Origin of the sequence: Paenibacillus sp. UASWS1643, assembly GCF_008693195.1 — a bacterium.
GTDB lineage: Bacteria > Bacillota > Bacilli > Paenibacillales > Paenibacillaceae > Paenibacillus > Paenibacillus amylolyticus_B.
Map to the genome: position 1 here is coordinate 107,055 of NZ_VXKZ01000096.1, position 21,883 is coordinate 128,937.

19 protein-coding genes are annotated in these 21,883 nt (G+C 45.3%); 16 read left to right on the forward strand and 3 right to left on the reverse strand.

Annotated features, from left to right (window positions below; genetic code table 11):
* The first annotated feature begins 89 nt into the window (after positions 1–89).
* On the forward strand, positions 90–2,966 hold the full coding sequence (locus FE296_RS05585; RefSeq protein WP_150364446.1) for a ComEC/Rec2 family competence protein: 2,877 nt from the start codon (positions 90–92) through the stop codon (positions 2,964–2,966).
* A gap of 406 nt (positions 2,967–3,372) precedes the next feature.
* Entirely contained in the window at positions 3,373–3,906 is a 534-nt protein-coding gene (locus tag FE296_RS05590; RefSeq protein WP_150364447.1) for a nucleoside deaminase, read from the forward strand.
* Between the two features lie 178 nt (positions 3,907–4,084).
* On the opposite strand, the gene FE296_RS05595 is transcribed toward FE296_RS05590, so the two are convergent.
* Entirely contained in the window at positions 4,085–4,537 is a 453-nt protein-coding gene (locus tag FE296_RS05595; RefSeq protein ID WP_150364448.1) for a hypothetical protein, read from the reverse strand.
* Between the two features lie 248 nt (positions 4,538–4,785).
* Complete coding sequence (locus tag FE296_RS05600; protein WP_062835531.1) at positions 4,786–5,088, reverse strand: hypothetical protein; 303 nt, start codon at positions 5,086–5,088, stop codon at positions 4,786–4,788.
* Between the two features lie 351 nt (positions 5,089–5,439).
* Here FE296_RS05600 and FE296_RS05605 point away from each other — a divergent pair, with 351 nt between their 5' ends.
* The 3 genes from FE296_RS05605 (at position 5,440) to holA (ending at position 8,540) form a co-directional block, all read left to right on the forward strand.
* Positions 5,440–5,988, forward strand: coding sequence for an RNA polymerase sigma factor (locus tag FE296_RS05605; protein WP_017687205.1), 549 nt, complete (start codon positions 5,440–5,442; stop codon positions 5,986–5,988).
* Entirely contained in the window at positions 5,985–7,268 is a 1,284-nt protein-coding gene (locus tag FE296_RS05610) for a zf-HC2 domain-containing protein (protein ID WP_124115961.1), read from the forward strand. Before FE296_RS05605 ends, FE296_RS05610 begins: the two co-directional genes overlap by 4 nt.
* A gap of 255 nt (positions 7,269–7,523) precedes the next feature.
* Positions 7,524–8,540: a DNA polymerase III subunit delta gene (holA, locus tag FE296_RS05615; RefSeq protein WP_091028363.1), complete on the forward strand. Its 1,017-nt coding sequence runs from the start codon at positions 7,524–7,526 to the stop codon at positions 8,538–8,540.
* A gap of 189 nt (positions 8,541–8,729) precedes the next feature.
* Here holA and rpsT read toward each other — a convergent pair whose 3' ends face one another.
* Positions 8,730–9,002 (reverse strand): 30S ribosomal protein S20, encoded by a 273-nt coding sequence (gene rpsT / locus FE296_RS05620; RefSeq protein WP_024628504.1) that lies wholly within the window; start codon positions 9,000–9,002, stop codon positions 8,730–8,732.
* Positions 9,003–9,177: 175 nt separating this feature from the next.
* Between rpsT and gpr the strand changes: the two genes are divergently transcribed.
* From gpr to FE296_RS05675, 11 genes are all read left to right on the forward strand, one after another.
* Complete coding sequence (gene gpr / locus FE296_RS05625) at positions 9,178–10,179, forward strand: GPR endopeptidase (RefSeq protein WP_150364449.1); 1,002 nt, start codon at positions 9,178–9,180, stop codon at positions 10,177–10,179.
* A gap of 146 nt (positions 10,180–10,325) precedes the next feature.
* Entirely contained in the window at positions 10,326–11,621 is a 1,296-nt protein-coding gene (locus tag FE296_RS05630) for a stage II sporulation protein P (protein WP_124115963.1), read from the forward strand.
* A 54-nt stretch (positions 11,622–11,675) separates the two neighbouring features.
* Entirely contained in the window at positions 11,676–12,035 is a 360-nt protein-coding gene (locus tag FE296_RS05635) for a hypothetical protein (protein WP_124115964.1), read from the forward strand.
* 145 nt (positions 12,036–12,180) lie between these two features.
* Complete coding sequence (gene lepA, locus FE296_RS05640; RefSeq protein ID WP_076332291.1) at positions 12,181–13,995, forward strand: translation elongation factor 4; 1,815 nt, start codon at positions 12,181–12,183, stop codon at positions 13,993–13,995.
* Positions 13,996–14,143: 148 nt separating this feature from the next.
* Positions 14,144–15,328: a radical SAM family heme chaperone HemW gene (hemW, locus tag FE296_RS05645; RefSeq protein WP_124115965.1), complete on the forward strand. Its 1,185-nt coding sequence runs from the start codon at positions 14,144–14,146 to the stop codon at positions 15,326–15,328.
* A 118-nt stretch (positions 15,329–15,446) separates the two neighbouring features.
* Positions 15,447–15,917, forward strand: coding sequence for an N-acetyltransferase (locus FE296_RS05650; protein ID WP_017687214.1), 471 nt, complete (start codon positions 15,447–15,449; stop codon positions 15,915–15,917).
* 256 nt (positions 15,918–16,173) lie between these two features.
* Entirely contained in the window at positions 16,174–17,205 is a 1,032-nt protein-coding gene (gene hrcA, locus FE296_RS05655; RefSeq protein ID WP_036615092.1) for a heat-inducible transcriptional repressor HrcA, read from the forward strand.
* A gap of 44 nt (positions 17,206–17,249) precedes the next feature.
* Positions 17,250–17,813, forward strand: a complete 564-nt coding sequence (gene grpE / locus FE296_RS05660; RefSeq protein ID WP_124115966.1) for a nucleotide exchange factor GrpE — start codon at positions 17,250–17,252, stop codon at positions 17,811–17,813.
* A 161-nt stretch (positions 17,814–17,974) separates the two neighbouring features.
* A complete protein-coding gene (dnaK, locus tag FE296_RS05665) occupies positions 17,975–19,819 on the forward strand; it encodes a molecular chaperone DnaK (RefSeq protein ID WP_091028373.1) in 1,845 nt (614 codons plus the stop codon).
* Positions 19,820–19,948: 129 nt separating this feature from the next.
* Complete coding sequence (dnaJ, locus tag FE296_RS05670; protein WP_062835521.1) at positions 19,949–21,073, forward strand: molecular chaperone DnaJ; 1,125 nt, start codon at positions 19,949–19,951, stop codon at positions 21,071–21,073.
* A gap of 240 nt (positions 21,074–21,313) precedes the next feature.
* The gene (locus FE296_RS05675) at positions 21,314–21,682 is read left to right on the forward strand and encodes a hypothetical protein (protein ID WP_017687219.1); all 369 of its coding nucleotides are present in this window, start codon (positions 21,314–21,316) and stop codon (positions 21,680–21,682) included.
* The last annotated feature ends 201 nt before the right edge of the window (positions 21,683–21,883 follow it).

The following is a 21,883-nucleotide window of genomic DNA, read 5'->3' on the forward strand; positions in this document are numbered from 1 at the left end:
ATACGCGAGAGGGAGAACCTCCGGCAAGCCTGAATTGGCTTTCCGGGGGTTTTTCTGCGTTCAACGGGTGAAATGAAGGAGGGGTAGAAATGAAAGGCAGACCATTATTAAGTTTTGCGATTTGTTGGTTGTGCGGGAGCGGGATAGCATGTGCGTTAACAGGCTGGACGTTAATCTGGGGGTTAATTGGAGCTCTGGCATGTCTGCCACTTTTACTTCGTTTTATAGATGTGCGTGGATGGTCTGTTTTATTTTTACTCGCTGCCTTTATTGGAGGCGCTGTACATTGGGAGTGGAATGACGCACGCAATCATAGCAGTCTGCCGGAGACCCTGCATATCGCAGCTTATGAGTTGGACGGATGGTCAGTTGAAATTCAGGGTGAGCTGGTGTCAGATGTACGCATTGATGGAGATCGGGCTGACTTTAAGATTCAGATGTCTTCAATATTACCAATATCGGATTCGTCAGCAGATACAGATCTTGTAGCATCATCTGCATTCAACATAGACGAACAATTGATGGTACAAGTCAGACTGTTGGAGGAAGAAGAACAACAGGTAGCAGCGAGCTGGAAGAGGGGCGATTTGATCACGCTTAATGGTTCTTTTGTCCTTCCTGGTGAAGCCAGGAACTTTGGCGGGTTTGATTATCGCAGTTACTTGCGCACCCTGCATATCCACTGGTTGTTCAAAGTGAAGGGAGCTAGTTCGGTCACAGTAGTTGCTCCTGAGGGACTTGGACAATATAACGTACTACGGTGGACGGATTGGACTAGGCATAAGTTGGGCTCGGCGGTTGAGCAGTTATTTCCAGAGCCTCATGCTGGATATATGAAGGGTCTTATTATCGGGATGGCTACTGATATCGATCCAGGTACCTATGGTCAGTTTTCACAACTCGGTCTAACCCATATCCTGGCAATCTCCGGAACCCATGTCGCTGTGTATGTTGCTTCTTTGCTTCTTATTCTATCTTGGCTAAGGCTTACCAGAGAGACGGCACTTACAATTGTTCTGATCCTGGTGCCTGCATATGTACTATTATCCGGTGGTTCACCTTCAGTGATTCGAGCAGGCATTATGTCCATGATTGGGTTGTATATGGCACGTCGTGGTCTCGCCAGAGACGGCCTTCAGATGATCAGTGCAGCAGCGTTGCTGATGATGTGGTGGGACCCGTACTTTTTGCTAAGCGTGAGTTTCCAGTTATCCTTTCTTGTGACCGCAGGTTTGATGATCTACATGCCATTGATTAACCGGCTGTTCAGCAGCTGGCCGAAATCTCTTGCCGCAACAGCATCCGTAACGGTAACCGCTCAGCTGATTTCTTTTCCAGTAACCATTCTGTACTTCAACCAGTTCTCTTTACTCTCATTTGTAGCCAACTTTCTGCTGGTTTCGTTGATCAGTGCTATTGTATTACCTCTGGGGACGGTCGCCATGTTATTGTCATTCATATGGGTTCCTTTGGCGAAACCCCTCGCATGGATAGCGATGCAATTGAATCAACTGACATTTGTAAGCGTGGAGTGGATGAACAGCCTGCCAGGTTTTGTATTGATCTGGGCAACACCGCACTTGTTATGGATCGCCGCATATTATGCTGTGTTGTATGCCTTACTCTACCTGTTGCATCGTGGCAATGGTGAGCAGCAAGAAACAGCGTTTGTTGAGGAAGAGACGGCTCCTCTTGTGAGGGGACAACCTTCAGTTTCAATGGCGAAGATGGGCATTCGCTCTTCGATGTCTACCGTGGTACAGGATCAAGGTAAGAACCGTGTAGATGGAAAAGAATCTTCATTAACGACATTAGGAGCCAGCATTGCCTGGCCGGAATATACAAGTGCATTTACCGCACGAGGTGCAGGTTATTATTCAAGTGAACGAATGAGTAGAACTCAGCAATGGTTGTGCGGGTTGCTCGCTATCAGCTTTATTGCTGGATTGTGGTGGGCATATCAGACTCCCAAGCCTGCTGGAACCGGCATCGTACAATTTTTGGATATTGGTCAGGGAGACAGTACATTGATTACAACCCCGGAAGGCAAACACATTCTGGTGGATGGCGGGGGAACGGTTAGTTTTGGGAACACCGAACAATCGTGGAAAACAAGACGTGATCCGTATGAGGTAGGTGCCAAGGTGGTTGTTCCTTTATTGAAAAAGAGAGGTATCCATCAACTGGACGCTGTCATTGTAACGCATGCTGACCAGGATCATGCCGGAGGACTACAGGCTGTGCTGGAACAGATTCCGGTTAAACGTTTCATGTTTAATGGCACAACCAGTGGTAAGGATAACTTTGATAAGTTGCTGGACACAGCCATGGAACGGAAAATTCCTCTGTACGCCATTCAGCAGGGCATGTCCTATAAGGCTGACAAGCAGACGAGTTTACATTTTATAGCTCCGGATCTGGCACATATGGATGTAAATGAATCAGGCAATGTGCCTGTATCTGAACACCAAAATCATGATTCCGTTGTCTTTTTGCTGGAAATGGCCGGGGCATCCATGTTGTTCACCGGGGATATGGATGCTGCGGCCGAGCAGGACCTGCTCTATATGATTCAAGATGGCTCATTGGCTGCCCAGTTTGAACAGAAAGGTGCAGATATTGGAGTTACAGAGGGGGGTGTACAAAGGGTACTTACAGGCCTGTTGCGGGACAATTCAAATGATTATTCAGCATCATCATCTGTCTCCATTGACGTCTTAAAGGTCGCTCATCATGGTAGCAAAACGTCGTCCACCGAAGCCTGGCTCCAATACTGGAATGCCAAAACCGCTGTGATATCAGCCGGTGTTAATAATACATATGGACATCCCAATCCGGGAGTGATGGAACGTCTGGAGGCTACCGGGTCAGATATTTATCGGACAGATCAGATGGGTGAGATTCAGATGAGAGTGAAAGATGGGAACATTGATATCCGGTACAAACTATTTGGGGAGGAAGGATGAATATTCGAAAGCGAAGGTGACAGGATGCGTATTCCAATCATTCATATATTTTTTTCAAATTGAGCATATGACGTGGCGTTTATCAATCTGTATCAGGAAAAAATAGACTAGTTTAGTGAGACTTAACCCATAAAAGGATCAGATATTTACCCATAAGTATGTCAGAAAATGCTTAGAATTTTGGTGTTTCGTGATAATTTAAATGTATTGGGAAGCATAAGTTTGCCATGAGTCGAAATTGGAAGCATAAAGTTGCCATTTGTCCCCATTATGACGACTTTTCATTTAACTAATGGGCAGGTTAGCGTAGCGGTACAAGAAAAAAATTAGCATATGGGAGAAGGAGTAGCAGTATATTTCTGGAATATATTATTATTGGGAATTACTGAGATGGGATGTGTATAAGATGGACAAGCATTACGAAAACCTTCTGTTAGCTTTTGAAGAAGCAGAAAAGGCTAGAGATGAGGGGACTTTTCCTATCGGTGCAATTATTGTTGATGCAGATGGTTCAGTTGTAAGCCGAGGTAGGAATAGAGTTTTTTCAAGCTGTGATTCTACAGCTCACGCCGAAGTGGATGCTATAAGAAAAGCTGGAAATGTGATACTTCATCTTGAGAGCAGGAAATTTATTCCTAAGAATGAACTTACCTTATATACTACCTGTGAGCCTTGTCCCATGTGCACAGGTACAATCGTGTTGTCTTTGATTAAAAAAGTAGTTTGGGCTGCAAATGATAAGGATATAGGTGCATTTAAAAAATTCAAGGAATTAAATAGCGAATTACCTATTTATAATGATCTGTTCCACGACATCGAATTTGTTGCAGCCCCTTACAGAGATTTAGAATTGAGACAAAGAAAAATGTTAGCAGAATGGAACAACAACCGTGGGTATACCGATAATCATTGGAATGATGAATTAGTAAAATTTAGCTAACGGGAAACGTTAGTTGAAAAATTAAGAGCAGTCTTTAGTTTTCTAGACTGCTCTTAATTTTTCGTTGAGTTATCCATTTGTTTGTGATGATACCAAAGATCATACTGAAGTGCCATCACTATTGGAAACATAAGTTTATCAAATGGAAACCTTATTGGTTAAGTCGTACGCAATCTATTTATCGGTGTGAAGATGAGTGAAGAAAACTCCGATTTAATACCAACTGGAAGGTTAAAAAGACAAGAGAACATACAACAATGTGGATAGTTTGAGGAGAAAAAGTATTGAAGTTACGTGTAAATATCGAGTAGATGATCCCACCTATGCACCCTGATAGAGCATATGCGGCAATAGTAACGAGCAATCTCATATGCGTATTATCTTTTTTTCTGTATAAAATTAATCCATCCACCAATATGGAAAGTGGCGTAATTAAGAAAATTAAAATAGCGAGGTTAATCAATAATCCAACCGCAAATGTATACCCGAATGAATAATAGTAAGTATTCTCTAATCTTTCATCTATAGGGACATAGTGATGTATCCCCATTGCAAGTGAAATGAACACCGCAGTTAATACAGCTGCAAGTATTTTTCCGCGCGGCCTATTGATTCTATAGGTGTTTGTCATTCGAATATTAACCTCCATCTTAAATAACTATATTCAACAAGAGAAAGACTAATGGAATTACTATATTTTAGCATACACAGGCTGAGAAAAAAGAAGTAAAACGATTTTATGCTGATCGAAATGATACCAATTAATCATATCATTTGATTGCAAGTCACAGCACAAAAAAGCCCGCTTTCCGTTACACTCCACGAGGGAGAATATCGGAAAACGGGCCATTTTTTCATATTGTAGAAGAGATATAAGAACTATTCAACGCCGTCCTTAAAGTGTTTGTTCCAGTGTTTATCTCCCTTGTGCAACAGATCTTCTACGGTTTTCTCAAGAGTCATCAACAGCTGTGCTCTGACATCAAGTACGGTTTCTCTGTACAAGCGTTCTTCCGATCCAACGATTTTATCGCCGTATAATGCCTGTGCAGCTACGTACTTCCGATGTTCCTCGACCAGAGTATCAATGGACTCCAATGCATGTTCCACAAAGTGGGAAATACTTTGGTATTCTTTGGGCATTTGTTCTTTTAAAGCTTGAATTTTCGCAAGAGCTGGCATGCTCATCACCTCGTGTTTATGAATGTAAATTTACAATACACTATTTTCATGAAAATTGCATTAAAATCAGCTTAAATTTGGACAAATTTCGACTTTTTTTATTTTAGGAACCAAAAAAGTGCTTATCTATAATGTATGCCATTGCATTTGAATTGAGTCGTGTAAGTAATGGAATCGTTTTTGGATACGTTTGGTGACTCGTTATGCAATTTCTGTTATTCTAAGAGAAGATTTCAGCGGCCCTAATACATACGCCGTTATTTTGTTATGGCAAATTAAAAAAATACTTAACTTTGCAACAATTTTATTGATGATCACGTCTGTAAGGTTGCAGGGAGAGGGGGATCCTTTGTGGTAGAGCCGGAACTCATCAGAGCCGCTCAATCGGGCGATCGCGACGCTCTAATTACCCTATTGCGGGAGATTGAACAACATGTCTATCGGACCGCATATTACATTCTAAATAATGAACAGGACGCTTTGGATGCTGCGCAGGAAGCGTTGATCCGAATTTACACCAAAATCAACTCATACGAAGAAAAGGCCCAATTCAAAACATGGGTACAACGCATCGTCACGAACATCTGTATTGATAAATTCAGAAGAACCAAGCCGTCCGTCTCCATTGACGAACATGACATGGTTTTTCAGGATAATCAGGATGTGGAGTACGAGGTCATGTCTACATATGTGGCCCAAGACATTCAGGATGCGATCAACAAGCTTCCCGAGCATCATCGTACCGTTATTGTTCTAAGATATTTGCAGGACTTATCCTACAATGAAATTGCGGATTGTCTCGATCTTCCGTTGAATACGGTGAAATCTTATTTATTTAGAGCCAGGCAGCAATTACAGAATCTACTACAGGAATATCAGAAAGGTGGTGTGACAGGATGAAATGCGAAGAGGTGGTGGAATGGATGCACCGCTATCTGGATCATGATCTGGGCGAGGCGGAAACCGCGCAGATGCTACAGCATGTGGCAAAGTGTCCGGAGTGCGCCGAGAATTTTAGTTTACTCAGAGCTCTTTCCAGAGAACTGGAAGAATTACCGCAAGTAAGCCCGAAATTTAGTCTGGTGGATGCGATTATGCCACAACTTGATGCCATTGACGAAGCGCGGAAGGAACAAAGTAGCACCATACAGGAAATGAATCCTGTCCCCGCTACATTTGAGAATTTACAACGTTCAAGTGAGCGGAAAACGAAGCAAAAATGGCTTAACTCGATGGCAGGACGTATGTCCATGGGTGCAGCGGCTGCGGCAGTTATATTGGGATTCGCCATCTGGGGAAATCCGCCTGAACAGATTGAGAATGCCGATTCCATGCTGATGAGCTCTGGAGCTTCTCAAGAGAGCGGCAATGTGGACGAGAATCCATTAAGCAAGAATATTGAAAATTATGATCCTGCCACTTCGTCCCAACCAAGCAGCAACGATGTGTTTGTGGATCAATCGAATGTTTCACCAACTAAACCAGATAACCAAGACGTAGAAACAATTCCTGAAGAGAACGGTGGAGATGGGGTACAGGAGCCTGAAGTTCAGTCAGATCCGACACCTAAACAACCGGCTACCGAATCAACGCCTGCTCCGAATAAAGGACCGCAGGATAATTCGTCCAGAACTCCTTCGACCGATAATCAGAAGAATCCGGTTCAGAACCAAGATTCTGAACAGAGAATTCAGGGATCAGGAGATTCTCCTAAATCTTCTGCAGATGGGGAAGAGAGTGGAGTAACAGAAACAGAAAATGGAGATGCGCAATCCTTCACTTCTCAGGATACAACACCTAATATGACTGAAGATGTTCCGGTTGAAGGTAACACTGTACCTGATTCCAGTGCAGGTGCAGACGCCTCTGGAGGAAACAAAGGTTTTGCAGCAGGACAGGATCAGGAAATGACAACAACGGCAGCACCAAAAGAATGGAAATCCCCTGACGGCTCTTATGTAGTTATGCTTATTGGTGATCAAATCAGCATATACTCCAAACCTGTGAGCGAACCGGATGTTCTAAATTTGGTTGAACAACGCAGTATAGAGGGGACACTGAAGTCAGCGAGTTGGTCTAAGGATGGTACCCTATTTAATTACGAAACGGACAAGGACGGAACAACGGCGAAGAATTCGTTTAATGTACCTGCCGTTTCAGGTGGAGCTTCTGCGAAATAATTAAGATTGGGAAGTTCGCTCCTCAAACGAAAGAACATTTTCAGTATGACAAGCATATAATGGAAGTAACAAAACGTCCTATCTCAGTTCAAACAACTGACGTCGTATGACCGCGCGCTGGCTTTTTCTAGAATGGCTGGTGTCTGCGTTTATATAGATGTAGGACAGGGGACCTTCATCCATAACTGGATGTAAGGTCCCTTTGTTGTCTTGCATTTTTTCTGGTAGGATAAGAGGGATAGGGAGGCGCCGTGAATGGATGTAAAAAGTGCAACAAAGGCAATACGTAATGGAGAAACGGCACCGATCTATGTGCTGTACGGAACGGAGAAGTACCAGATACAGCAATTTACGGATATGTTAAAAGAACAGGTTATTGAAGAAGAACATCGTGATTTTGCCATTATTCCATATGATTTGTCTGAAACGGCTGTGGAGGTCGTTATTGAAGAAGCAGAGACGGTACCTTTTCTGGTTCCACGCAAATTAATTATTGTAAGGGACGCGAGCCTGTTCACCGCAGGTAAAGAATCCAAAATTGAACATCAGGTTGATCGTCTGCTTACATATATGGAAAATCCGGCAGATTACAGTACGATTGTTTTCCTGGCCCAAGGGGATAAGCTGGATGAGCGTAAGAAACTGGTGAAGGCTGTCAAAAAACAGGCAGTAGTTCTTGCTTTTGCTCCACTCAGTGGAGATGAGCTGTTGAATTGGATAGTGAAACTGGCGAAGCAGCGGGATGTTTCCTTGGAGACGGGAGCGGCGGAAACGTTGATCAGCTATGCAGGAACAGGTCTTCAGACCCTGTCTGCTGAAGTAGACAAGTTATGTTTGTTTGCGGGTAATGGGGGGACAATCAAGCGTGCTGATATCGAGTCACTGGTTGCCCGTAGTACAGAGCAGAATGTATTTTCGCTAGTGGAGGAACTCGCTAATTTGCGATTAGAGAAAGCGTTGGCTCTTTTCTATGAGTTGCTGAAGCAGCGGGAAGAACCGATTAAAATTGCGGCTTTAATCGCACGTCAGTTTCGGATCATGATCCAGGTGAAGGAGTTGGGCCAACAAAGTTACTCCCAGCAGCAGATTGCCAGTCAGCTTGGTTTGCATCCGTATGCTGTTAAAATTGCGGGTGAACAAGCCCGTAAATTTCAGCCGGAACGTCTGAGAATGATTCTGAGTCACCTCAGCGAACTGGATTATCAGATGAAAACAGGAGCGGTGGATAAAGTACTTGGTCTGGAGCTGTTCTTATTGAGACTTGGTGCGTGAATGAATACGTAAACGTAATAGATTACTAGTGTGAATAACAAACAAAGCGACCTTTGTTCCATGATAGTTAAATCATCGGAATAAAGGTCGCTTTTGTTTGTGTCTTATACTTATCGAATCAGATACTAAAAAATCCTGAAAGCCTATGCTGTTCAGGATTTTTCCATTGGATCGTATAAGTAACGCTTCTTACGCTTGTGCGGAAAGAGCGTTCAGTTTTTTCGCCAAGCGAGACTTTTTGCGTGCTGCAGCATTTTTATGAACCAGACCTTTAGTTACAGCCTTGTCCAGCTTTTTGGAAGCAGCTTGAATCGCAGCTTTTGCAGTATCAACTTCGTTACTTACCAGAGCAGCATCAGCAGCTTTAACAGCTGTACGGAGTGCAGACTTCTGGGAAGCGTTGAGTGCGCGGCGCTTGTCGCTCGTTTTTACGCGTTTAACAGCGGATTTGATGTTTGGCATTACATTCACCTCCTGTAAGGCATTTGCATGAATACAAACGTTTCACAACTTAAAATATTCTATCACGCTAGCATGTAAAATGCAACAGATATTCCTACGATGTTCGACATGCTGTATAAAGAAACCCTTTTTCCCACACAATATGCTCAAATGCGGTAAGGGAGGCAGGGACAGAATGACACTGGATTTGCAAAACTATACAGTTCGTACCGATTTGGCGATCGACTCCAAGGAAATGGCGCAAGGTGGACAGAAACAGACGATCCCCGGACTGCGGGAAGATGTGGAGAAAAAAGAGGGTATTACGATTACACGTATTGATGTCCTGAATGAAGAAGCAGCCACGGCTATTGGTCGGGTAAAAGGCCACTATGTCACCTTGGAAGTACCTTCCCTACGGAATGGTGATACCGAGTTACAGGAGCGAGTTGCTGCCGAGTTCACACGTGAAATGGAAGATTTTATGATCAAGGCCGGAATCAACAAAACATCCAAGGTCTTGATTGTTGGCCTGGGCAACTTAAATGTCACCCCGGATTCACTCGGTCCACTTGTTGTGGAAAATCTGATGGTAACCCGTCAGTATTTCGAATTGGTGCCAGATCAGGTTGCGCCAGGATATCGGGAGGTCAGCGCGATTGCGCCAGGCGTGCTCGGTAAAACGGGTATTGAATCCAGTGACATCGTACAGGGGATTGTAGACCGGACCAAGCCGGATGCCATTATTGCGATTGATGCCCTGGCCTCCCGTTCCTTGGAACGTGTAAATACAACCATTCAGGTAGCGGACATTGGTATTCATCCTGGTTCTGGTATTGGAAACAAACGGCGTGGCCTGACCCGTGAGATACTAGGTGTGCCTTGCATCGCCATCGGAGTACCAACCGTATGTTATGCGTCCACCATCGTGAATAATGTGATTGAGATGATGCGCTCACACTTTCGCCAGGAAACGGATCAGACCAAACAGATCATGGGCATGCTGGACGACATTGGTGAGCAAGATCGCTTGAGTCTGGTGAAAGAGGTACTGGAGCCACTGGGTCATGACCTCATTGTTACCCCAAAGGAAATCGATGAGTTTATTGAAGGAATTGCCAATGTTATCGCTACAGGACTTAACGCTGCACTCCATGATGCCGTGAATCCGGATAACGTAGCCGCCTATACACATTAAACCTTATAACTGCTGAGAAGGAGGTCCGAATCTATCGGACTTTCTTTTTTTTGTTTCTGGAATCTTTCATTTTCCTGTTCTATCAGATTGCGCGGGCTCATAGAGTTGAAGTATAAGAGTTGTCCAGCAGGGAAGGAGACAGCAGAATGAACAAGATATTGGCCTGGAATATTGGGAAGTGGAAAAAAAGATGTCTGCACGTGCTGGCCATGGGCCGTACGTTGTTGTTGCTTATGATCATATCTGCCTTGTTTTTTGTCGTACTTGGTCTTGGGGGCATGGCAGAGAAACGCTTGAATAATTCACCCGTTTCTTCAATGAAAGGATTTGCCAGTGCTGTATCAAGCCGCTTTTTCATCGATATGCTCGGTATGGAGATGCCCCATCTCACCCAGAAAGAACAGACCTCTGCCATATCCGGTGAGAATCTCACTTCATTTGTTTTCCAATTACTAACGAATGTCAACCCTCAAGATCCCAAGAGCCTGATTGCGAGAGAAATGCCGGGCATGGGTTCCAACCAACCTGTCCTGCTCCGTCCTGGCTCTGGTAACGAAAAAGCCGAAGCTCCCGAAGATTATCAGCCCGGTCCTGGTCTTACAGATACAGCTTCCTCAGGTGGAGGGAAACCCGGTAGTGAGCTGCATGTTCCACCAGGTCAGGACAATACGGATCCGCCTGATTCGAGCGAGCCTGGGGATGGAGAAGGCAAGGCAGATCCCCCAGCGAAGAATGGAGAGAAAGATAATTCAGGCTCCCCGACAACAGGCAAAAAATCAATTCTTATCTATCATTCCCATCCACGGGAAGGATACAATCCATTGCTAGGTACGAAAAGTGATAATCCATCATCAGGCAAATCAACAGGCAATGTGTTTCAAGTGGGCACCTATCTCTCAGACAGTCTGGAGAAGCTGGGAATCGGCGTAGAGCACGCCAAGGATGATTACCCGACTAAAGTAAAGGATTATAACTGGAACTATTCCTATAAATATTCTCGTCAAACGGTAAAAGCGGCACTTGCTCAAAATGATGATCTGACGTACCTCATAGACATTCACCGCGATTCACAGCGTCATGGCAAAACAACAACGACAATTAATGACTTGGGCTACGCCAAAGTGTATTTCATTATTGGACATGAAAATCCAAATTGGCGGCAGAATGAAGCCTTTGCAGCGAAAATTCATAAGAAGCTGGAAGCCAAGTACCCTGGAGTATCCCGTGGTGTGTGGGGTAAGGATGGCGGCGGCGCCAACAATGGAGAGTATAACCAAACCCTTTCACCCAACAGCATTTTGATCGAGATAGGCGGCATTGACAATACAGGAGCTGAGTTACAACGGACATCAAAGATCCTCGCAGACATGATTGCCCAAGTGTATTGGGAAGATCAGAAGGTGGACAAAGCCAGTGCGGAAACCTCGTCGCAGGGTGGGTAGGGACTATATATGTAAGAAGATGAAAATAGTAGAGAGTGACAGGAGGCTAGGCATATGTCCAGATTCGGTAAAAGACTGTTATCCATGGCTGTATTAATGTTGCTGGGTGTTCTGTTTGGAATGCAGCTGGCTGGCGGCAACTTTCAGATTGGCAATCCATCAGGAGGCACGTCAACCATGGTAACAACTGAGCCAACTTCCTCGGTAACCGAATCTGTTCCAGCTGCACCTGTGCAAAAGGAAATCAAAGAACCCCCATTTGTACCTGTTCAGTCACCAAGCCAAGTGCTTGGGGCTGATCAGAGTAAGGCACCGGTCGATGTGTTGGCAGACAAAACGGCAGGACTACTGCAAAATCTCTCACATAGTGGAATCAAGTGGGTGGTCTCTCTTTTTAGCGGCGTTGCTGAATAAAATACCATGGATTAAAGGTACAATATAACCTCTAGGAGTGTATGATCACACTTTATTGTAAAGTTGAGACATCACGGGATTGATGCACTGTGCTTCAACTGTTATAATGAAGTGATTGACACTAGGCTGTTTCTGGGGGTAAGGAATGACTGACATTCGGGCAAGACAACGTAAAATTCGTAACTTTTCTATCATTGCACATATAGATCACGGCAAATCAACACTTGCGGACCGGATCTTGGAGCACACAGGTGCGCTCACTTCGCGTGAAATGCAGGAACAGGTTCTGGATAAGATGGACCTTGAACGTGAACGTGGAATAACGATCAAGCTACAAGCAGTAGCTTTGACTTACAAAGCGGATGACGGTGAAGAGTATTTATTGAATCTGATTGATACACCTGGACACGTAGACTTCACATATGAAGTATCACGCAGTCTTGCTGCATGTGAAGGTGCTCTGCTGGTTGTGGATGCGGCTCAGGGAATTGAAGCCCAAACACTTGCCAATGTGTATCTGGCACTGGATAACAACCTTGAAATTTTACCAGTTATCAACAAAATTGACCTTCCAAGTGCTGACCCTGAACGGGTGAAGCAGGAAGTGGAAGATGTTATTGGTTTGGACACAAGTAATGCGGTTTTGGCTTCGGCCAAATCAGGCATCGGAATCAAAGAAATTTTGGAGCAAGTGGTGCAAAGTGTTCCTGCACCGACTGGTGATCCTGACCAACCTTTGAAAGCGCTGATTTTTGACTCGCACTATGACCCGTACAAAGGTGTAATCGTATATGTACGTGTTGTTGACGGCAAAATCAAATCGGGTTCCAAAATCAAAATGATGGCAACAGGTAAATCATTTGAAGTCATTGAAGTTGGAGCGTTCAAACCTCGCATGACCATCGTGGACGAGCTGAACGTGGGTGATGTTGGATTTATTGTTGCAGGTATCCGGCATGTTGGCGATACACAAGTCGGGGATACGGTAACGGATGCCAAAAATCCAACACCGGAACCTTTGCCGGGTTATCGTAAAATTAACCCAATGGTGTATTGTGGTCTCTATCCGATCGAAACATCGGACTATGTTGATCTGCGTGAAGCGTTGGAGAAATTGCAGTTGAACGATGCGTCTCTGAGCTTTGAACCGGAAACATCCAGTGCACTCGGTTTTGGATTCCGTTGCGGATTCCTTGGACTGCTACACATGGACGTTATCCAGGAGCGGATCGAGCGGGAGTTTAACATTCCGTTGATCACAACGGCACCAAGTGTAATCTATCACGTCACCTTAACAAATGGTGAAGTGATGAAAATCGACAACCCATCCAACTATCCTGAGGTGGGACGGATTGATTACGTCGAGGAACCATACGTCAAGGCAGATATTATCGTACCGAATGATTATGTAGGTACCATTATGGAACTGTGTCAGAATAAACGCGGTGAATATGTGAATATGGAATATCTGGACACAACCCGGGTTACCATTACCTATGAGATTCCGTTGTCCGAGATTGTATATGACTTTTTCGACCAGTTGAAATCCGGTACCAAAGGATATGCATCCCTGGATTATGAGCTGTCCGGTTACCGTCAGTCCAATCTGGCGAAAATGGATATTGTACTCAATGGCGAACAGGTGGATGCTCTGTCCTTCATCGTTCACCGTGACCGTGCCTATAACCGCGGACGCATTGTCTGTGAGAAACTGCGCGAGCTGATTCCACGGCAAATGTTCGAGGTGCCAATTCAGGCATCCGTAGGTACCAAGGTTGTTGCTCGTGAGACGGTAAAAGCAATGCGTAAAAACGTACTTGCCAAGTGTTATGGTGGTGACATCTCGCGGAAACGGAAACTGCTTGAGAAGCAGAAGGAAGGTAAGAAGCGGATGAAGCAGGTTGGTAACGTTGAGGTGCCACAAGAGGCATTCATGGCGGTACTGAAAATTGATGATTAAACAATCTATTTTGAGGTACAACACAGAATGTGTGTATTCAAATTAGATTAAGGAGAATTCAATTTCGGTTACAACACAGAATATTAAATAACTAAGCTGAAAGGGAAGCCGGATGGCTTTCCTTTTTTCAAATAGAGGGGGACTTGCCATGACATTGGCAGCACACAGCCGGAAGACAGGTGCGCCCCAAGCGGTGTATCTTCACATTCCCTTTTGCACAAATAAATGTTTTTATTGCGACTTTAACTCCTACGTTCTGAAAGATCAGCCCGTGATGCAATATCTCGAAGCGCTGGAACGGGAGATGGAACATACAGTTAAGGCCAATCCACCGGGTGAGATCAAGACCATATTTGTAGGTGGGGGTACACCAACAGCTCTGAAACCGGATGAGATGGCAGTATTTCTTCGTTCCGTGAAGACGTATTTCCCAAATTGGGCGGAGGATATTGAATTTTCGATGGAAGCCAACCCGGGGACCACGGATGCGGAGAAACTCGCCGCGATGAAAGAAGGCGGCGTCAACCGTGTCAGCTTTGGCGTGCAGGCGTTTCAGAATGATCTGCTGACAGGCATTGGCCGTATTCACAATACGGATGATGTATATCGCAGTTTGGAGAACGCTCGTAAAGCGGGCTTGAATAACCTTTCCATTGACCTGATGTTTGGTTTGCCGAACCAGACCGTAGAGATGTTGAATGAGAGTATCGACAAAGCGCTGGAACTGGATCTGCCGCATTACTCCATCTACAGCCTGAAAGTGGAGGAGAATACACTTTTCCATACACTGTATCAGAAGAACCAGTTACCACTCCCTCATGAAGATGACGAGCTGGAGATGTATCTTCTATTAATGAGACGTATGAAAGAAGCAGGCTATGGACAATACGAGATCAGTAACTTTGCCAAGCCGGGCTTTGAGAGTCGTCACAATATTACCTACTGGCGTAATGAGGACTACTATGGTCTGGGTGCAGGTGCACATGGATATGTGGGCCGCGAACGGCATATGAATATTAAAGGTATAAATCCTTATGTTGAAGCTTCACGAGCAGGGCTGCCTCGTCTGGATCATTTTGAGATTGCTCGCCCGGAGGCCATGGAAGATTATCTGATGGTTGGACTGAGAATGTTGGAGGGGGCTTCAGCCTCACGGTTTAGCGAACAGTTCGGAGAGTCCATGGAAGAAGTGTTTGCGAAGCCTTTGGGCAAAATGTTGAACGCAGGGTTGCTTGAGCGGACGGCAGACGGCTTCCGACTGAGCGAGCAGGGTATCTTGTTCGGAAATGACGTTTTTGCGGAGTTTATCGGGTCCATATCGCTGAATTCGTAGCTTGAAATTCTATACGCTCTGTTGTATATTTATTCATATTGATTTTACAGAGCGTGTTAATTTAACAACTACGAAGTCAGCTTTCCTCTGGAAAGCTTGGTAATAGGAGGAGAGCAGGATGTCGGTAATATGCAGAAAAGCCGTGCCGGAAGATGTTGAACCACTGTATGAAATGATTAAGGGCTATGCAGAGCGTGGGATCATGCTTCCGCGATCACGGGAAATACTGCACCGGCAGCTGGAGCACTTTGTTGTAGCCGAAGTTGATGGTGAAGTGGTGGGTTGCGGATCGCTTTGTCGTCTGGGGAATGATTTGGTAGAAGTCAGATCACTCGGTATCTCGGAAGGGCACAAAGGGCTCGGTATTGGCTCGCGATTGCTGGATCGACTGGTAGAAGAGGCGGAGAAACAACAGATTCCCAAGGTGATGGCGTTGACATATGAAGTATCCTTCTTCCTCAAAAATGGCTTTGCCGTGGTGGAAAAAGAAATTTTCCCCGAGAAAGTATGGACCGACTGTGTTCATTGCAGCAAGCAGGATTGTTGTGACGAGATCGCGGTATTGAAAGAGCTTAACGTTTCAGCCTAATAACTGAATGGACTGCATGGATCGAGCCGAGTCAGCCTCTGCCCTACATGCAGTCCTTTTTTTACTCCAAACTATATTCACTAAAGTTGTTAGGACTCGTTGACATTGGTCTATACTATAAATAGATGAGCCCACTCATCAAACTCACTTGACAATGTTCACGTCAGTTTGGTATTTTTGTATTACCGCTTAGCACTCATCTAACCGGAGTGCTAACGACATGGGACAGTACAGTCAGAAGGAGGGAATACTCACCATGTTAACAGAGCGTCAACGAATGATTCTGAACGCTATAGTGGATGACTATATCCGTTCAGCTGAGCCCGTAGGGTCCCGGAGCATTTCCAAAAGGGGAGATGTTGGATACAGTCCGGCGACGATCCGTAATGAAATGGCGGACCTTGAAGATATGGGCTTTCTGGAACAGCCGCATACATCGGCTGGACGCATTCCATCCCATAAAGGCTATCGATATTATGTCGATCATTTGGTTCCCTGGAATCAGGTGGAGCCTCAGGAGTTGGATGATCTGAAGTCGTTCTTCGCTGAAAAACTGAACGTCATGGAACAAGTTATTCAGCATGCATCCAATATTTTGTCACATATGACGAACTATACTTCGATCCTGCTTGGGCCTGAAGTATTCCATACGTCCCTTCGTCACTTCCAATTGCTTCCGCTGAACGAAAGTGAAGCTGTGGCAATCATTGTGACCAATACAGGTCAGGTGGAGAACAAGACGGTCCAGATTCCACCAGAAATCTCGGTAGCCGAGATGGAAAATGTGGTTCGCTTGTTAAATACCAAGCTTGTGGGCGTACCCATCTACAAATTGAAATCCCGTCTTTATACCGAACTTGGGCAAGAGATGGAGCGGCATATTACACGTTATGAGGAAGTTATGCAGGTGCTGAACAGTGCCTTTGATAACGAACATGATAATCGTCTGTTCCTCAGTGGTGCCACCAATATGTTGACTCAACCGGAGTTTAAAGATATCGAAAAGGTAAAAGATATTCTTGACCTGCTGGAAGAGACACCAACACTCATGAAATTGATGATGCCCGTGCCGGGTGGATCTGGTATTCAAGTGCGAATCGGCACTGAGAATGATCATGAAGCCTTTGCCAACTGCAGCCTGATTACAGCCTCCTATTCATTGGACGGTGAGGCTTTGGGTTCGATTGGTATTCTAGGACCCACGCGGATGGATTATGCACGTGTCATTCATATTCTAAATACACTATCCCGTGACTTGACGGCGATGCTGACGCATCGGTTCAAATAAGATTCGGGAATGAACCATTTCATTCGTATAAGGAGGTGAACATCTTGAAAGAGGAGCAATCATTTACAGAAGAACAAGAGGTAACAACAGCTGAGCAGGAGCCTATTAATGAAGCTGGCGCTGCAGAAGCACAAGCTGAAGAGATCGCTGATCAGGAGCAGGATGAGCTTGCACGTCTGAAGGCAGAAGCTGAGGAGCAACAGCAGCGTTATGTCCGTGCACAGGCTGATTTTGACAACTTCCGTCGTCGTACGCAGAAGGAAAAAGAAGAATTGGCTAAATATGCTTCGATGAAGCTGGTCACCGAACTGGTACCGGTTATTGATAACTTCGAGCGCGCCATGGCTACTGTACCGGAAGGAGCAGAGGTCGAATCTTTCTCCAAGGGCATCCAAATGATTTTCCGTCAATTGGAAACCGTGATGAATAACGAAGGTCTGACGGCAATGGAATCGGTAGGACAACCGTTCAATCCTGAATTCCACCAAGCTATTATGCAAGTGGAGAGCGACGAGTACGAAGAAGGTATCGTTGTTGAGGAAGTCCAAAAAGGCTACATGCTGAAAGATAAAGTGCTTCGTCCAGCTATGGTTAAAGTCAGCTCATAATTTCCTTATAGGAAGGAATGAGTCGGCTCCATAGTTGAACAATGTGGGCGAAGTTTAATATAAAGGTTTGTACACATAGAGCACGATTAGCAACATGAACATCTAAATAGGGGTCAGATCAGACCCATTCATTTTAAATTGTTGAGGGAGGAAATTTTCGGATGAGCAAAGTAATTGGTATTGACTTAGGAACAACAAACTCATGCGTAGCAGTAATGGAAGGCGGCGAGGCTGTCGTAATTCCAAATCCGGAGGGCGCACGTACAACTCCATCCGTAGTTGGTTTCAAAAAAGATGGGGAGCGCGTTGTTGGTGAAACTGCAAAACGTCAAGCGATCACCAATCCGGATCGTACCATCATGTCGATCAAACGTCACATGGGTACTTCCCACAAGGAAACAATTGATGGCAAAGACTACTCTGCACAAGAGATCTCTGCAATCATCCTGCAAAAATTGAAAACTGATGCTGAAGCTTATCTGGGTCAAACGGTAACTCAAGCAGTTATCACTGTACCAGCTTACTTCAATGACAGTCAGCGTCAAGCGACTAAAGATGCGGGTAAAATTGCAGGTTTGGAAGTTCTGCGTATCGTCAACGAGCCTACAGCAGCAGCTTTGGCATACGGTATGGAGAAATCCGAAGACCAAACAATTCTCGTATATGACCTGGGTGGCGGTACGTTCGACGTATCCATTCTTGAACTGGGTGACGGCTTCTTCGAAGTTAAAGCAACGAGCGGGGACAACCAACTGGGCGGGGATGACTTTGACCAAGTAATCATTGATTATCTCGTAAGTGAATTCAAAAAAGATCAAGGCATTGACTTGAGTAAAGATAAAGCAGCGGTTCAACGTTTGAAAGATGCAGCGGAAAAAGCGAAAAAAGAACTTTCCGGCGTATTGACTACAACGATCTCCTTGCCGTTCATCACGGTTGCTGATGGCGTTCCTCAGCATTTGGAGTTGAACCTGAGCCGTGCGAAATTTGAAGAAATCTCTGCAGGTCTGGTTGAGCGTACGCTTGAACCAACTCGTCGTGCATTGAGTGATGCGGGTATGACAGCTAACGATATCGACAAGATCGTATTGGTTGGTGGTTCCACACGTATTCCTGCAGTACAAGAAGCAATCAAAAAACTGACGGGTAAAGAGCCTCACAAAGGCGTTAACCCGGATGAAGTTGTAGCTTTGGGTGCTGCTGTACAAGCGGGCGTACTGACAGGTGACGTGAAAGACGTTGTATTGCTTGACGTAACTCCACTGTCCCTTGGTATCGAAACAGCAGGTGGCGTATTCACTAAAATGATCGAGCGTAACACAACGATCCCTACAAGCAAATCTCAAGTATTCTCCACATATGCAGACAATCAACCAAGCGTTGAGATTCATGTTCTGCAAGGTGAGCGTGAGATGGCAGCAGGTAACAAATCGCTTGGACGGTTCATGTTGGGTGATATTCCACCAGCTCCGCGTGGCGTTCCACAGATCGAAGTTAGCTTCGATATTGATGCCAACGGTATCGTTAACGTATCTGCAACAGATAAAGGTACTAACAAAACTCAAAAAATCACAATCACTTCTTCCAGCGGTTTGAGCGATGCTGAAGTTGAGCAAATGATGAAAGATGCTGAGTTGCACGCTGAAGAAGATAAAAAACGCAGAGAACTCGTTGAAGCGAAAAACAGTGCAGATCAATTGATCTACTCTGTTGACAAAACGATCAAAGATCTTGGCGAAAAAGCAGATGCTGGCGAAGTTGAAAAAGCAAATGCTGCCAAAGAAAAACTGCAAGGCGTTCTGGCTTCCGACAACCTGGAAGATATCAAAGCTGCTACAGAAGAACTGACAGAGATCGTTCAACAACTGTCCGTGAAACTGTATGAGCAAGCTCAGGCGCAAGAGCAAGAAGCACAAGGTGCTGAAGAGCAACAAGGTTCCGCTAAACGTGATAACGTCGTAGACGCTGATTACGAAGTTGTGGATGAAGATAAAAAACAAAACTAATTCGTAGTTCTACGCGAATTAAACATCGGTGACGTTCGAATTAGAGGGAAAGTCATAGCCGGGGCTCCCGCGCTTTGGCTTTCCTTTTGTCACGATGTGCGATATGGTGAATGATATGGGGGTGGAAGAGTGGCTGAAAAGCGTGATTATTATGAGGTGCTTGGCGTTAGTAAAACGGCTAACGACGATGAGATTAAAAAGGCTTACCGTAAGCTTGCCCGTCAGTATCACCCTGACGTAAACAAGGCTGCTGATGCGGAAGCTAAATTTAAAGAAGTTAAAGAAGCTTACGACGTAGTGAGTGACGGTCAGAAGCGTGCACAATATGATCAATATGGTCATGTCGATCCGAATCAAGGTGGATTCGGTGGTGGCGGTGATTTTGGCGGCGGCGGATTTGGCGACATCTTCGACATGTTCTTTGGCGGTGGTGGCGGTGGACGACGTGATCCAAATGCTCCGCAACGGGGAAATGATTTGCAGTACACGATGACGATCGAGTTCAAGGAAGCTGTATTCGGTAAAGAAACCGATATTACGATTCCGCGTACCGAAGGCTGTGATACCTGTCATGGCTCAGGTGCCAAACCTGGAACGAAACCGGAAACCTGCTCGGTCTGCCAAGGTAGCGGTCAGCAGGAAGTCGTGCAAAATACACCTTTTGGTCGTATGGTTAATCGTCGTGCATGTTCGAACTGTAGTGGTTCGGGCCAAATTATCAAAGAAAAATGTACAACGTGCAGTGGTAGCGGTAAAGTCCGCAAGCAACGCAAAATCCATGTTCGCATTCCAGCGGGTGTAGATGACGGCGCGCAACTTCGTATGACAGGTGAGGGCGAGGGAGGCCTGCGTGGCGGACCAGCGGGAGATCTGTATATTGTCATTCGCGTGAAATCACATGATTTCTTCGAGCGTGAAGGGGACGATATTTATTGCGAAATCCCACTTACCTTTGCTCAGGCAGCTCTGGGAGATGAAGTTGAAATCCCGACGCTGACCGAGAAAGTGAAGTTGAAAGTACCAGCTGGTACACAAACGGGAACGTATTTCCGACTCAAAGGCAAAGGTGTACCACGCCTGCGCGGTATGGGGCAAGGGGATCAACATGTGAAAGTGGTTGTGGTTACACCTAGTAAGCTGAATGACGAGCAGAAAGATCTGCTTCGCCAAATTGCTGCGCTGGATGGAGAGCAAACACATGAGCATGAACAATCTTTCTTTGATCGAGTGAAACGTGCATTTCGCGGCGACTGAGAATAAAATATAGCAAGTCCCAAAGGACACCACAGCGGTTTTTACCGCAGGGTGTCCTTTTTTGTACGCTTTTTTTAGTGGTTCAGTGGTTTTGGCAAAATCCATGGATATATGCTACGAAGAACGACAGCAATTTGTGGGAGCATTTCGGTATATTCTGAGCGAACTTGCGGAAAGATAGCATGGCGAGAATGATATGCATAGCTGATATGCGAGAAATTAGGGAAGCAGGTGAAGCGGATGACCGAGAAAAATATTTTGGCGTACTTTCACAGCCCGGAGCAGGCTCAAGGGGCAGCCAAAAAACTGGAGGCATTGCGAGTGGAGGACCTGTCCATTAATCGATTCAGCCGATATGCGGGTGTAGGACCAAGCGGGGCTTCCTACAAGCCGGGCGTTTCCGGCAGTTTTTCATCATGGGTGCCCGATTCGATGCAAACAAATGCCAGTGCTGGAATCATGGCTGCGGCGGACCCTTCTGCAAGCGGCATGAGTGATGGTGGACAGGGTGGACCTACGGGAAGGGATGTATTACTAACGGTCATCGTAGATGAATCGGTACATCACCGTGCTATGTCTATAATCGAACAAGCCGGTGGAATGATCTAGTTTCAAGAAATCCATATTTAGATCACAATATAAGATTCAATCTAAACATTTACACAAAGCTTTCGCAAGAAAGCTACTTCGGAAGCATACGCTATCCCCGGATTTTCCCTTTGAAGAAGGGAATTAAAAAAAATCTGGGGATAACAGCGATCGGAGGATGGGACTACAATCGGAGTGTTACAGTGTAACACGTATTAGTTC